We start from the raw sequence: 13554 nt of genomic DNA on the forward strand, positions 1-13554 counted from the left end.
CCGTTCCTTTTTAGGGACGGCGAACTTGTTTTAGGCAACATTTACAACTAGTTGCAAAATGTAATTTGGAGGGCCTATGATTGAAATCAGAGCGGTCGAGAAAGACAGTAAGCACCGAAGCCGCTATCTTATATTCGCGGAAGGCGAAGAGCCGATTTTATCGGTTCATGAGGATCTGTTGATCCGCCATACGCTGTTTAAAGGACAACTTCTGACAGAGTCGCAAATAGAAGAAATTGGCAGCGAGGACGAGCGGTATCGCGCTTATGCGATGGCTGTTTATTATTTGGGCTTCAAGCCGCGGACAGGCAAGCAGATAGAGCAGTATCTGCATCGGAAGCTAATTGCTCAGGATCATATTAATTACACCATAGAGCGTTTAGAAAAGGAACATATTGTGGATGATGAACAGTATGCGATGCAATTTGCTGCTCAGCGAATGAAAAGCAGCCAGAAAGGCAGGCGTTACATTCAGCAGGAACTTATGCAGCGGGGCGTGTCAAAAACAGCAGCGCTTGCTGCTACTTCAGCAATTGACAGTGATATGGAGTTGAACACAGCTATTGCTACCGCTTCCAAAAAATGGCGAAGCATAAAAGGAGAGCCGTTTGAGCGCAGACGCAAGCTGGCGGCATTTTTAATACGAAGGGGCTTTCCTGTAGACATTATTAAAGCCGCAGTAAAATCAGCGGAAGAGAATGCATAATCAATGAAGCAAAAAGATCAACTTGGGCTTTTGCTTGACAAGTGATTTTACCAAAAGATAAAATGAGTTTGTATTCCTTCCACATCAAATCTATTTTCCTTCCAAAAATTGATTTGAGAAGATTATTTTCGGCAAGTTGTTAGAAGATGAAAACGGTATGGAAACCGACTAAAATCAAATATCATTCCAAGCGTTTGCTTTTGTGAATGCAACGAGGAGGTGAACAAGAGGATGGATCCTATTTGGACGATCTTGATCAGTCTCGTTGTTGGCGTTATTTTCTTTGGAGTTGGTTATTTTATTCGAAAGTCGATTGCCGAAGCCAAAATTTCCAGTGCTGAGCAGGCTGCTATCCAAATCGTAGAAAATGCGAAAAAAGAAGCAGAAGCCCAGAAGAAGGAAACGGTGCTGGAAGCGAAAGATGAAGTCCACAAACTTCGTACCGAAGCTGAAAAAGACATTCGTGAACGTCGTAATGAGGTTCAGCGTCAGGACAGACGTTTACTCCAGAAAGAGGAGTCGTTGGATAAAAAATTAGAAGCGCTGGAACGCAAAGAAGAATTAGTTGCCAACAAAGAGAAACGGATCGATGAAACCCAAGAACAGATTGATACCATCTATAAGCAGCAGCTTAGCGAGCTGGAGCGAATTTCCGGCTTGACGATGGAAGGTGCGAAATCGATTATTTTGTCTAATGTTGAACAGGAAGTACGACATGAGACAGCGCAGATGATCAAGGAAATCGAGCAGCAGGCTAAAGAAGAAGCAGATAAAAAGGCACGTGATATTATATCGCTCGCTATCCAACGTTGTGCGGCTGATCACGTAGCAGAAACGACTGTATCAGTCGTCTCCTTACCGAATGAGGAAATGAAAGGCCGCATTATCGGACGCGAAGGTCGTAATATCCGCGCTCTGGAAACATTGACCGGTATCGATCTCATTATCGACGATACACCGGAAGCGGTCATCCTGTCTGGCTTCGATCCTATCCGGCGTGAAATTGCCCGAACTTCACTTGAGAAGCTTGTCGCTGACGGACGTATCCATCCTGCTCGTATTGAAGAGATGGTTGAGAAATCACGCAAGGAAGTGGATGAGCGTATCCGTGAATACGGGGAGCAAGCTACTTTTGAGGTGGGTGTACATGGCTTGCATCCTGACTTGATTAAGATTTTGGGAAGACTCAAGTATCGGACAAGCTACGGTCAAAACGTGCTCAAGCACTCCATGGAGGTTGCTTACTTGACTGGACTTATGGCTGCCGAGCTGGGCGAGGATATTACACTCGCAAAGCGTGCAGGCTTGCTGCATGACATCGGTAAAGCACTTGACCATGAGGTTGAAGGCTCGCACGTTGAGATTGGCGTTGAACTGGCCAAGAAATACAAAGAGCATCCTGTTGTTATTAACAGTATTGCTTCCCACCATGGCGATTGTGAAGCCACTTCGGTTATCGCAATGCTGGTTGGTGCAGCTGACGCTTTGTCGGCAGCACGTCCAGGCGCACGCCGTGAGACGCTCGAAACGTACATCAAGCGTCTGGAGAAGCTGGAGAATATTTCGGAGTCATTCGATGGTGTTGAGAAATCGTATGCCATCCAGGCCGGACGTGAAGTACGCGTTATGGTACAGCCTGAGAAGATTGACGATACAGAAGCATTCCGACTCGCTCGCGACATTACGAAGAAGATTGAAAGTGAGCTTGATTATCCAGGCCACATCAAAGTCACCGTTATTCGTGAGACTCGGGCTGTGGAATACGCGAAGTAAACAGCATAGCAACGCGGAAAAGTGGCTGCCCTGCAGCCACTTTTCCTGTCTGAATAGGTAAAAGGAAGTGAGCAGCAATGAACGTATTATTTATTGGGGATATTGTTGGAAGTGTAGGGCGTGCAGCCGTTAAGCAAGTGCTTCCAGCGCTTAAATCGAAATACAACCCGCATATTATTATCGTGAACGGTGAAAATGCAGCAGCAGGCCGGGGCATTACTAAAAACATTGTCAATGAGCTGTTTGAATGCGGTGTTCACGGGATTACGATGGGCAATCATACATGGGATAACAAAGATATTTTTGATTGGATTGATGATGAGCCCCGTATCGTAAGACCTGCGAACTACGCGGAAGGAACGCCGGGACGAGGCATGGCGATCATTAAAGCGAACGGCAAGCAGCTGGCGATTATAAATTTGCAGGGAAGAACGTTTTTACCGCCGATTGATTGTCCATTCCGCAAAGCGGATGAGCTAATCGAGGTGGCGCATGAAACGACGAAAAATATTTTGGTCGATTTTCACGCGGAAGCGACTTCGGAAAAAATTGCAATGGGCTGGCATCTGGCTGGACATGCATCTGTGGTTGTAGGAACGCATACGCATGTTCAGACGAATGACGACACGATTTTGCCAGGCGGCACAGCCTACTTGACGGATGTGGGCATGACGGGCCCGAAGGACGGAGTGCTGGGGATGGAGCGCAATGCGGTGCTGCATCGGTTTATGACTCAAATGCCTACACGTTTTGTCGTGGATGAAGGCAAGTGGCATTTGCATGGCGTGTCGATCCAAATCGATGATGCGACAGGCGAAACGACCAAACTCCAAAAAATCAGACTGGTTGAAGAAGATTGGCTGCTCATGTAGCAGTCTTTTTTGTTTAAAATTTAGATGATTCAGAACAGTTCGTTAATTTCGGCGATAAAAGCAGGAATTTTTCTACCTCTCTCGAATACTATTGCTAGTAGTGGAATCCATCCATCATTCCCGAGGAGGTACATTTTTATGGATGTATTAAAAGTTTCAGCAAAGTCCAATCCAAATTCCGTTGCAGGTGCGCTGGCCGGAGTTTTACGTGAACGCGGCGCCGCTGAATTACAAGCTATCGGGGCGGGTGCACTAAATCAAGCGATTAAGGCAGTTGCAATTGCGCGAGGATTTGTTGCTCCCAGCGGGGTGGATTTAATTTGTATACCAGCATTTACAGACATTGTGATTGATGGCGAGGATCGGACGGCGATTAAGCTCATTGTTGAGCCTAGATAAGCGCTTAAACGAAGCCTTAAGTCGTTAGAGAAATGTAGAAAAAAGTTCAAATGTAACGCCTGCCTACACTCGCGTAAGCAGGTTTTTTGCTTTATAGTGACATATGTTGTTGTGAGTTAAAACAAATAAATGTTATGATTATTGAGCAGGTTGCAGATAAGGCGCATGATCCTTGTGGCAAGTAAAGCAGATCAATAAGCGAAGGGAAGTAAATGCAATGACACAAAAACTAGTACCTGTAGGGGTATCGGCACGCCATATTCATTTATCTGAAGAGCATGTCGCGATTTTATTTGGAGAAGGCTACGAGCTGACGGAGGCGAAAGCACTCTCTCAGCCAGGACAATATGCAGCAAATGAAACGGTTGCCGTAATCGGACCGAAATCTTCTTTTCCTAAAGTAAGAATTCTTGGGCCTGTCCGTAAGGCGACACAGCTTGAAGTTTCACGTACGGATGCTTTCTCGATTGGCGTAAACCCGCCGGTTCGCGAATCCGGTGATATTAGCGGCTCCGCTGGCATTACACTGAAAGGTCCAGCTGGAGAAGTGACGATTGAGGAAGGCGTTATCGTTGCAGCGCGTCATATTCATTTCCATACGAGCGATGCTGAAAAGTGGGGCATTGCCGACAAGCAAAAGCTGAAAGTGCGTTTTGGCGGAGATCGTGGCGTCGTATTTGAGGAAGTGATCGCCCGTGTATCCCCAGACTTTGCACTCGACATGCATATTGATACGGACGAAGCGAATGCGGCTGGCATTAAAAATGGCGATACAGCTGAAATTGTAGGCTAATCATTATTTTGTAGTAGGTCCTACTTATTATTGAAACGGATAGCAGCGAATGAGCTGCTGTCCGTTTTTATATTTTTTAAAGCAAAATAGGAAGGCGTTTTCAAGATTTGTTGGAAAAAATAGAGCATTAGCAGCATCAATAATGGATTCGATGGACTTATATGTGTTATAATTTCTTATTGATGTTTAAACACGGGTGAGCACAAGGATATAAGGATGTGACTAAAGCATGACAAAGGGGAACTCGGCGGATTTGAAAGCCGCTAATAAAGATAGGGATTACTCGAAATATTTTGATTTCTCTGATGCGAAGGTGCTTAGCGAGGAAGACGGCAAAATCACCTATCGAATCAAAGGGCGCAATATTCAAATCAATGCTGCTCCGAACCACAAGGAAGAGAAAAAACGGGGCAAAGAGGACATAGAGGTTCATTATGATTTTTCCATACCGGAGGAATTCCGGACGCTGGGCAAAGGCAAGTTTTATTTGATTCAAACGTACGGCTGCCAAATGAATGAGCATGACACGGAAGTTATGAAGGGCATGTTCGAGGAAATGGGCTATACGGCGACGGACGATCGGACTGAGGCGGATGTGGTGCTGCTTAATACATGTGCGATCCGGGAAAATGCCGAGGATAAAGTATTCGGGGAGCTGGGACATCTTAAGGTGCTGAAGCAGCAGAAGCCGGGCTTGCTGCTCGGCGTATGCGGCTGCATGTCGCAGGAGGAATCGGTTGTCGGACGTATTTTGCAAAAGCATTCCTTCGTCGATATGATTTTTGGCACGCATAACATTCACCGCTTGCCATTCCTGCTGCAAAATGCCTATTTCAGCAAAGAGATGGTTGTCGAGGTATGGTCCAAAGAAGGCGATATTATTGAAAACATGCCGAAGAAACGTGAAGGCATGCGGGCTTGGGTTAACATCATGTATGGCTGCGATAAATTTTGCACGTACTGCATTGTGCCTTACACAAGGGGCAAGGAGCGGAGCCGCAGGCCGGAGGACGTCATTGCCGAGGTAAGGGAGCTGGCGAGACAAGGCTTCCAGGAAGTGACGCTGCTGGGGCAAAACGTGAACGCTTATGGCAAAGATTTTGAAGATATCGCCTATCGCTTTGGCGATCTCATGCACGATATGTCTAAAATCGACATTCCGCGCGTTCGTTTTACAACGAGCCATCCTAGAGATTTTGATGATCATCTCATTGAGGTGCTGGCACAGCGGGGCAATTTGGTCGAGCATATTCATCTGCCTGTTCAATCGGGCAGCACGGAAGTGCTTAAACGGATGAGCCGCAAATACTCGCGTGAAATGTATTTAGAGCTTGTAGGTAAAATTAAGGCGGCTATCCCGGATGCGATGCTGACCTCTGATATTATCGTCGGGTTCCCTGGCGAAACGGATGAGCAGTTCGAGGACACGCTCTCGCTCGTTCGCGAGGTGGGCTTTGACTCCGCCTATACCTTCCTCTATTCGCCGCGTGAAGGTACGCCTGCTGCCGGTATGGAGGATAATGTTCCACTTGATGTCAAGAAGCGTCGGCTGCAGCGTCTGAATGATTTACTTAAACAGATGAGCCTGGAAAGCCATCAGCGGTTGATCGGCACGACAATCGAGGTGCTGATTGAAGGTGAGAGCAAAAATAACGCTAATGTGCTAGCTGGACGTACTCGTACGAACAAGCTCGTTCATTTGGAAGGTCCGCAGGAATGGATTGGGCAGCTTATTGAAGCGAAAGTGACGGAAGCGAAAACCTGGTATATTAAAGCAGAGCCTACAGAAACGCAATTGCGCGAAGTGGTTGTGCTCTAAACGATAAAAGGTTAACAGCAAAACTTGATACCAATTACAGGAGAGATGATAAATGTCTGAGCAACAAACGGTCCAAGGAAATACGGAGCATGGCCATCACCATCATGAGCATGGCGAAGGATGCGGGATTCCAAAGTTTGATACGCGTGATTTGCTAATTCGCGAAGACATTATGAAGAAGGCGAAAGAGCTTGCTGACCTGATTTATACTTCTGAGGAAGTGCAGCAGTACCGCCGTGCGGAAAACCAAATTCAAGGCAATACGAAAATTCAGGAATTGATTGCGACTGTGAAGAAAAAGCAAAAGGAACTTGTCGCCTTTGAAACGACTTTCAAAAACGAAACGATGGTCAAAAAGATCGAGCAGGAAATGGAAGTGCTTCAGGATGAGCTGGACGGCATTCCGATCGTAACGGAATTCCAGCAAAGCCAGTCCGACATCAACTATTTGCTGCAGCTCGTTATTTCCATTGTACGGGATACGGTTTCTGAGAAAATCAACGTTGAGGCAGGCTCTGAGGAAGCGCCTGCTGAGTGCGACTAACGACTTGTCTAGACTTTCGTTCGTGGAATCGGGAAAGCGAATGAAACAGGAAAGGGGCTGCGCAATGGCGAAATACCATTGCTTGCAGCCCCTTTTTTTATAAAGAAAGTACGGTAGAGTGCATTATAAATGCGTACGCATTAAACGGCTGTCGGGAATGAAGCAGCGGCTTCTGTATTTTTCTTGCCAGTTGAAGCTTGAATCCTTAAAATATACGGCTTTAACGCCATCGTTATAATGACCGCCAATACGGACTTGGCAGCATCGCCTGGCAGGAATGGGTAGCAGCCATTAATCATTGCTTTTTGAAAGGAGAGGCCTGTTACTTGCATTAGCCAAGGAATTCCAATTACATAAGCGAAAAAAGAACTAAACAGCTCGAAAATGACAAACAGCAAAATAGCGGTTGCGATGCGGTTTTTTGCTGCAAAAGAGCTATGAAGCAGCTTGGATGAGAAGAAGCCTACAAGCAGAGCGCAAAAGGGGAAGGCTACGAGAAAACCGCCGGTAGGTCCGGCTATCATGCCGAAGCCGCCATTTCCGTTAATAAGCGGAAGCCCGATCGTTGCTAGTACAACGACAATCAAAATGGATAAAAATCCATTGCGTGCACCGAGGAATAGTCCCGCGAGCGCAACGGCCAGCGTTTGCAGAGTTATCGGTACGGGTGAGGCGGCAAACTTGAATTGAAGGCTGCTCATGACAATAAATAAGGCAGCGAATAAGGCTATGTACACCAGGCTGCGAATATTCGTACTGCGTTTGATCAATGAAATCGTCTCCTTTAAAATGATGATTGCTTTTATAATGTTAACCATATATTATTCATTTATGGTTAACAAAATGGATTGTAGCACAGAGCGGCGCTTTGGGGAAGAGGGCAGGTGAAATTTTTTGCACGATTATTTGATACAAGTTGAAGGTCTGACGGTTAGGCCACGCGTTTTTGACATGGCAAGTGAGCAGCTTCCCATTATTAAAGATGTCAGTTTCACTCTGAACGAAGGGGATTGGCTGACGCTGCTGGGGAGCAATGGGAGTGGGAAAAGTACGCTCGCTAAAGTCATTGCCGGGTTTCCTGTGGGTGAGAAAAGCGGGACCTATTTGCTTGGAGCGAAGCTTGCTGCCTACAATAAACCGATTCCAATTGTCATGCAGCAGCCCGAGGCCTCCATGCTTGGCGCAACGCCTTGGGAGGATATTGTATTGATGCTGGAGCAGCATGGGATTAACAGCGAGGCGATAGCTGCGCTTGCGGAGGAGTCGCTTGGTTTAACCGGCTTGCTGGAACGGAAGGACCAAGCGGTTGGCACTTTGTCGGGCGGGCAGAAGCAGCTGACAGCCATTGCTGGTTGTCTGGCGGTAAAAGCCCCTGTGCTTGTGCTCGATGAAGCGACTGCAATGCTGGATCCTGAAGCAAGTCTGGCCACCTGCGAGCAAGTGCGCGAGCTTCACGCTGCAGGGAGCACGATCATATGGATTACGCAAAAGCTGGCTGAGCTGCGACATGGTGATCGAGTCGTCGTGATGGAGCAGGGGCGACTCGTTTTTGACGGGACGACGGAGATGTTTTATGAGCGCAGTGGTATTGAAAAGGGGACGGGAAATGAAGAAGGAGGGCGGAGCTGGTGCGAGCTGCTCGGTTTTGAGGCCCCCTATGCGGTACAGACAGCTTGGGAGCTGGAGAAGCTGGGCATCGTTTTAAAGCCTCTGCCTTTGACCGTAGACAGGCTCGCGGAGGCGCTGCAAAGATGATCGATTTTAGCTGGAGGCTGGAAGCCGTACGCGTCTGTGCAGCAGGAGAACGAGACCAAACGCTTCTGGCTATAAAAGAAAAGCTCGTATTTAAAGAAGGTACGATTACGCTGCTTATCGGCAGCAATGGTGCAGGAAAATCCACGCTGTTGGAAACAATGGCAGGGCTCCGCAAGCTAAGCGGGGGTGAGATTGCGCTTGGTGCTGATTTGCTTTGGGTGAAAAAGGGAAGACGCAGACGTCTTAGCCGCAGCGTCGTGCTGAATACGGGCATAGCGCTCCAGCATTCGGAGTCCCAATGGTTTGCGGCGACCGTGAAGGAGGAGCTCCTCTATTCACTGAAGCCGTATAAGCTGGAGCCGCCGGAGAAGGAACGGCGGCTCCAGCATGCGCTGCAAGCAGCAGGCTTGCCTGCCGAGCTGCTTGCCCGCGATCCTTGGTCGCTCAGCGGCGGACAGCAGCGGCGACTCGCACTGGCTTGCCTGCTGGCATGCAAGCCGCAATGGCTGCTGCTGGATGAGCCGACGGCGGGGCTGGACGCCGAGGGCATCAGCCGCTTGTGCGCCGTATTAGCGGCGCACAAGGCGGCTGGGCGCGGAGCGGTCGTGGCAACGCACGATCCGGGCGCGCTGCTGCCGCTTGCGGACGAAGTCGTCGTGGTCGTGGACGGCTTGGTCCGCGAAGCGGTCGCTGCATCGGCGTGGGCGAATGCCCACGCTGCAGATGCAGCTGCGCCGCAGGCGCTGCGCGCGCTGGCGAAGCTGCGCGGCTTCGCGGCGCAGCCGCCGGGCGGTGGCGCCGCCGTATGGCCGGCGCCGAAGGCACTTGCGGCGGCGATCCATGCCGCCGCCGCGCAGCCGCAGAGCGGCCGGGCGGACGCCCCGGCCGCAGCGGCGCTGCCTGGCGCGGCGGCTATGCCGCTCGCCGCGCCGCAGGCGCCTCCTGCGATGGAGCTTCGCCCATCGCCGGGCGCAGAGCCCACAGCGGCGAACGCTTCGCCGCCGCTGCCTAAACCTAAGCGCCGGCAACTTCCGCCGGCGCAGCCCGAAGCGCAGCGCCTAGAGGCGCGCTTCGATCCAAGAGCGCTCATCGCCGCCTATATGCTGCTGGCGGCGACCATCATCATGCAGCATAGCTGGAGCGGCTTGCTGCTTGCTGGAGCGCTTGCAGCCGCGATATGGCTGCCGCTGCGCACTCAAATGCGGCCGTGGCTCGGTTTTATTCGAGCCTACGCCTTAATCGTTCTGCTCTTCGGTGTTGTAGCCGGAGCACATCTACAGCCATTATCGTTTGATTGGGAGCAATCGGCACGAACGATGCTCCGCTTGGCGACGCTTTTTTGCGCCATGCTGCTTGGCCTGCCGATGCTGCTGCTTATGACGCCGCTGCGGATTCAGCGGGCGCTGGAGCAAACATTCGGCTGGATGAGCCGATTTAAAGTCCCGATCTCAGCGATTACCTTGACCGTGACCTTAATTTTCCGATTTATTCCGCTGCTGCTAAAGGAATGGGAGCGCTTTGCGAAAATCGCCCATGCGCGGGGGAAAGCAACTACGCCAGTCGGCGCTTTGCCGCCCTCGATGCTGGCATCGGCAATTATTCCCTACATTCGTTCAATTTTGCGAATAGCCGAGCAAATGGCAGAGGCGCTGGAGGCGAGAGGGATTGGCAACAATGAGATTCGTTCGACCCAAGGCTTCCGCTTGCGATTTGGCCGTCAGGATGTACTGCTGCTCGGAGTAGCGGTAAGTGGCTCGGTCGTATTATATATTTGGGCTACCCTTTAAAGCTTTTATGATCATAATGATTTACTGACTTTCTATAAGATGATGGGGCCGGAGAGCTTTTTAACTTCAGAATATGATTAGCAGCTAGATATGTCACGTTTAGGTATAAGGAGCAGGAAATGAAAATTAGAAAACTTGGCTCAAACGAAAATTATACAATGGAGCTATTGCTGTTAGCAGATCCTTCTCAAAATCTTGTTGAGGAATACGTTAAACGAGGAGAGTGTTTTGTAGCTGAGGAAAACAATCAAATGATAGGAATTTATGTGCTTCTGCCTACAAGGCCTGAAACGGTTGAATTGGTGAATATAGCCGTTGTGGAATCGATGCATGGAAGAGGAATAGGAAAAATGCTAGTTTTGCATGCCGTTCAAACAGCCAGGGAGAGAGGATATACTACAATTGAAATCGGTACTGGAAATTCAAGTATAGGACAATTGGCTCTGTATCAAAAGTGCGGTTTTAGAATAGTTGGTGTTGACTTAGACTTTTTCATCAGGCATTACTCAGAAGAAATTTATGAAAATGGAATTCAATGCAGAGATATGATTCGATTATCTAGATATTTAGATATGTAAGCTAGCAGCTAGCGTTATATGGTTAGAAGTTAAATCTGTTATTAATACAAAGAAACAACGATCGTTCAATCAAACAGCGACAGCCTAAGACATAATTTTCTCGTCTAGGGCTGCCGCTGCTTCTATAATTTGGATTAGGGCGCGTCTGAAAACCCGTTCAGTGGCACCTTTCACCGCCTTTTCGCCCCCTGCTTCGTACCGTTTGCTTGGTACCCCCGGTACGCATTCACAAGCGCGCCTTGCATGGAACGAAAATTCGGCAAAATTTGCTGTCCTTAGTGTAGAAAGAAAATAAAGTCTTAGACTAACGATACATCATTAACCGAGGGACGGGCAGATTTGTTTAAAACCAGCGAGACTGAGCAATTGCCAGAGGTCGCTCTTTTGGCGAGCCGAAGAGTGTGGCTGATCAGGAAACTATCTACGCTTGGAAAGTAGTGTTACCTATTGAGTAAAGTGAAATTCCGCAAAAAATATCAAAACAGAGCGTTCCATCTGTCGTAAAGTGAGTATATCGATATGGAGGCATTAAAGTGGATTATAAGGATTTGGTAATCAAGGCCATTACCTATATTGAGGATCATCTGACCGATGAGAGCTTAAGCACCAAGGTTACGGAGGCTGCGGGCTATTCGCCGTACCATTTTCACCGGATCTTCCTATCGGTTACGAGAAACTCCGTCTCGGAGTACATACGCAAGCGGAGATTGACACAAGCAGCATACGATTTATTTTATACCAACCAAAGGATCATAGATATTGCCATCTTGTACCGGTTCGAGTCTCAGGAATCCTTCGCCCGAGCCTTTTGGAAAATGTTCTCCATCTCGCCTGGACAATTTCGAAAGCAAAGGGACATGAAGGACACGCTGTTCCGGGCAATGGAGAAGCTTCCTTTGGATGAAGTGGGGCTACAGCATTTGAATAAGAGCGTCTCCCTCATGCCAGCTTTTGTCTGCCTGAATAAGCTGAATCTGGTCGGTATGTCAATACCGGGTGTCAATTCGGACGAGGTCGGAAAGCTATGGTGGAGCTTTAGGCAGCGTTTGTTTGAAATTGAGCGAAAGCCGGATACGGAAGACATATTTTATGCAGTCATTGAACTTACAGGTAGGAAATGGGAAATCACGTATATCGCTTGTGTCGAGGTGGCTAGCGAGGAGAGTGTAGTTCCCTTGGGAATGGTCGCTAAGCTGCTCCCAGTGGTAACTTATGCAGTTTTTACTCATAAGGGGACATTATCGAGACTCAACCATACGTTCCAGTACATTTATGAAACGTGGTTACCCCAGTCAGGCAGCGTTCGTACTAATTGCCCGGAGTTTGTGCGTTACGACCATCGATATCTAGGACCGATGAACGAGGATTCGGTATTAGACATATATATTCCCGTTGGCTCGCCATATTAGGAGCATGTAGTTCAATGAGAGGAAGAGATCAAGATGAACAAAATAGAAGACATTGTTGAAGTATATGCAGGTTGCTGCGAGGTGAAAATTACCGACAACACATTGAGGGTGACCGTTCCCATGATCGTGGTGTATCCGACAGATGCACCGGAACAGACTGATAGGATAGGGCCGTACTCGTTGGAGGTGTCCAGAGACGCAGCACCGCTGGATGGAAAATTTAGGCTAGTCCTCATTTCACACGGTACAGGCGGTTCACCGCTTGTGTACCGGTCGCTCGCTCGGCATTTGGCGCGCAGCGGCTTTATCGTTGGCCTGCTCGAACATCCATTCAATAACCGCAACGATAATAGTTTGGAAGGTACTGTCCAAAACCTCACCTATCGCCCCCGGCACCTTCGCATGGCAGCCGACTGGTTTTTTGAAGATGAGAGGTTTAAGGGGCTTCTCCAGCCGGGAGGCCATTCGGTCATCGGGCATTCCATGGGGGGCTACACCGCGCTTGCAGCAGCTGGCGGCATCCCGACCTCCTTCCCTACTGAGAGCCCGGATGGGAAGCCGCAGCAGATCGATGTTCCTTATGATTCACGCATCCGGTCCCTGATTTTGCTAGCCCCGGCGTCCGTTTGGTTCCGTAATGAGGGAGCATTAAGCAACGTTCGGCTCCCCATTCTCATGTTGGATGCCGAGCAAGACCCTTACACACCTCCTTTTCACGCGCAGATCATCATGAATAGTGTTGCTGAACCGCAAATGATTCGCTATCGGACGGTGGAGAATGCCGGACATTATTCCTTCCTGACTCCTTTCCCAGCTGAGATGATTTCACCATCCTTTCCCCCCTCGCAAGACCCGCCCGGCTTTGATCGCGTGCAATTTCACGAAAAGCTGAAGGCCGAAGTAGTAGAGTTTCTGTTGACTTAACATTAGGAACAATCACTTTCCGTCGAAATCAAATGTTAAATGAGAGTTCGATTAAATAATCGTTACGCTAACTGGGGAATGTTAGTTCAAAAACTGGCTGAAACAGCAGCGGCAGTCTAAGACTTTATTTTCACGTCTTAGTCCGCCGCTGCTTACTTTATTGGAACAGTCTAAAACTTATTTTGCGAAGGCTGC

The 13554-nt window shown here is 48.8% G+C and carries 13 protein-coding genes; 12 read left to right on the forward strand and 1 reads right to left on the reverse strand.

Annotated elements, in window-relative coordinates; all coding sequences use genetic code 11:
- Positions 1-76 precede the first annotated feature (76 nt).
- The 7 genes from AC50YG_RS12595 (at position 77) to AC50YG_RS12625 (ending at position 6906) form a co-directional block, all read left to right on the forward strand.
- Positions 77-706: a RecX family transcriptional regulator gene (locus tag AC50YG_RS12595; protein WP_494827120.1), complete on the forward strand. Its 630-nt coding sequence runs from the start codon at positions 77-79 to the stop codon at positions 704-706.
- Between the two features lie 231 nt (positions 707-937).
- A complete protein-coding gene (gene rny / locus AC50YG_RS12600; protein ID WP_341282538.1) occupies positions 938-2479 on the forward strand; it encodes a ribonuclease Y in 1542 nt (513 codons plus the stop codon).
- A 77-nt stretch (positions 2480-2556) separates the two neighbouring features.
- Entirely contained in the window at positions 2557-3351 is a 795-nt protein-coding gene (locus tag AC50YG_RS12605; RefSeq protein ID WP_494827122.1) for a TIGR00282 family metallophosphoesterase, read from the forward strand.
- A 138-nt stretch (positions 3352-3489) separates the two neighbouring features.
- Positions 3490-3750 (forward strand): stage V sporulation protein S, encoded by a 261-nt coding sequence (locus AC50YG_RS12610; protein ID WP_025335291.1) that lies wholly within the window; start codon positions 3490-3492, stop codon positions 3748-3750.
- A gap of 217 nt (positions 3751-3967) precedes the next feature.
- Positions 3968-4543, forward strand: a complete 576-nt coding sequence (locus tag AC50YG_RS12615; protein ID WP_341282540.1) for a phosphate propanoyltransferase — start codon at positions 3968-3970, stop codon at positions 4541-4543.
- 229 nt (positions 4544-4772) lie between these two features.
- On the forward strand, positions 4773-6362 hold the full coding sequence (gene miaB, locus AC50YG_RS12620) for a tRNA (N6-isopentenyl adenosine(37)-C2)-methylthiotransferase MiaB (protein ID WP_494827124.1): 1590 nt from the start codon (positions 4773-4775) through the stop codon (positions 6360-6362).
- A 52-nt stretch (positions 6363-6414) separates the two neighbouring features.
- A complete protein-coding gene (locus AC50YG_RS12625; RefSeq protein WP_341282542.1) occupies positions 6415-6906 on the forward strand; it encodes a YlbF/YmcA family competence regulator in 492 nt (163 codons plus the stop codon).
- A gap of 140 nt (positions 6907-7046) precedes the next feature.
- On the opposite strand, the gene AC50YG_RS12630 is transcribed toward AC50YG_RS12625, so the two are convergent.
- Complete coding sequence (locus AC50YG_RS12630) at positions 7047-7676, reverse strand: biotin transporter BioY (RefSeq protein WP_473759285.1); 630 nt, start codon at positions 7674-7676, stop codon at positions 7047-7049.
- Positions 7677-7800: 124 nt separating this feature from the next.
- Between AC50YG_RS12630 and AC50YG_RS12635 the strand changes: the two genes are divergently transcribed.
- The 5 genes from AC50YG_RS12635 (at position 7801) to AC50YG_RS12655 (ending at position 13359) form a co-directional block, all read left to right on the forward strand.
- A complete protein-coding gene (locus AC50YG_RS12635) occupies positions 7801-8661 on the forward strand; it encodes an ATP-binding cassette domain-containing protein (protein ID WP_473759284.1) in 861 nt (286 codons plus the stop codon).
- Positions 8658-10448: an ATP-binding cassette domain-containing protein gene (locus AC50YG_RS12640; protein ID WP_494827125.1), complete on the forward strand. Its 1791-nt coding sequence runs from the start codon at positions 8658-8660 to the stop codon at positions 10446-10448. The genes AC50YG_RS12635 and AC50YG_RS12640 overlap by 4 nt, the downstream gene beginning before the upstream one ends.
- A gap of 119 nt (positions 10449-10567) precedes the next feature.
- A complete protein-coding gene (locus tag AC50YG_RS12645; protein WP_494827126.1) occupies positions 10568-11026 on the forward strand; it encodes a GNAT family N-acetyltransferase in 459 nt (152 codons plus the stop codon).
- Between the two features lie 533 nt (positions 11027-11559).
- Positions 11560-12435 carry a GyrI-like domain-containing protein gene (locus tag AC50YG_RS12650; protein ID WP_494827127.1) on the forward strand — a complete coding sequence of 292 codons (876 nt, stop codon included), beginning with the start codon at positions 11560-11562 and terminating at the stop codon, positions 12433-12435.
- Positions 12436-12468: 33 nt separating this feature from the next.
- Entirely contained in the window at positions 12469-13359 is an 891-nt protein-coding gene (locus tag AC50YG_RS12655; protein WP_494827129.1) for an alpha/beta hydrolase family protein, read from the forward strand.
- Positions 13360-13554 lie beyond the last annotated feature (195 nt).

Source organism: Paenibacillus sp. J31R34, assembly GCF_059383715.1.

Coding starts and splice junctions, on each gene's coding strand:
- rny (WP_341282538.1), top strand. CDS start 938: ATGGATCCTATTTGGACGATCTTGATCAGTCTCGTTGTTGGCGTTATT.
- AC50YG_RS12615 (WP_341282540.1), top strand. CDS start 3,968: ATGACACAAAAACTAGTACCTGTAGGGGTATCGGCACGCCATATTCAT.
- AC50YG_RS12605 (WP_494827122.1), top strand. CDS start 2,557: ATGAACGTATTATTTATTGGGGATATTGTTGGAAGTGTAGGGCGTGCA.
- miaB (WP_494827124.1), top strand. CDS start 4,773: ATGACAAAGGGGAACTCGGCGGATTTGAAAGCCGCTAATAAAGATAGG.
- AC50YG_RS12655 (WP_494827129.1), top strand. CDS start 12,469: ATGAACAAAATAGAAGACATTGTTGAAGTATATGCAGGTTGCTGCGAG.
- AC50YG_RS12645 (WP_494827126.1), top strand. CDS start 10,568: ATGAAAATTAGAAAACTTGGCTCAAACGAAAATTATACAATGGAGCTA.
- AC50YG_RS12595 (WP_494827120.1), top strand. CDS start 77: ATGATTGAAATCAGAGCGGTCGAGAAAGACAGTAAGCACCGAAGCCGC.
- AC50YG_RS12640 (WP_494827125.1), top strand. CDS start 8,658: ATGATCGATTTTAGCTGGAGGCTGGAAGCCGTACGCGTCTGTGCAGCA.
- AC50YG_RS12625 (WP_341282542.1), top strand. CDS start 6,415: ATGTCTGAGCAACAAACGGTCCAAGGAAATACGGAGCATGGCCATCAC.
- AC50YG_RS12610 (WP_025335291.1), top strand. CDS start 3,490: ATGGATGTATTAAAAGTTTCAGCAAAGTCCAATCCAAATTCCGTTGCA.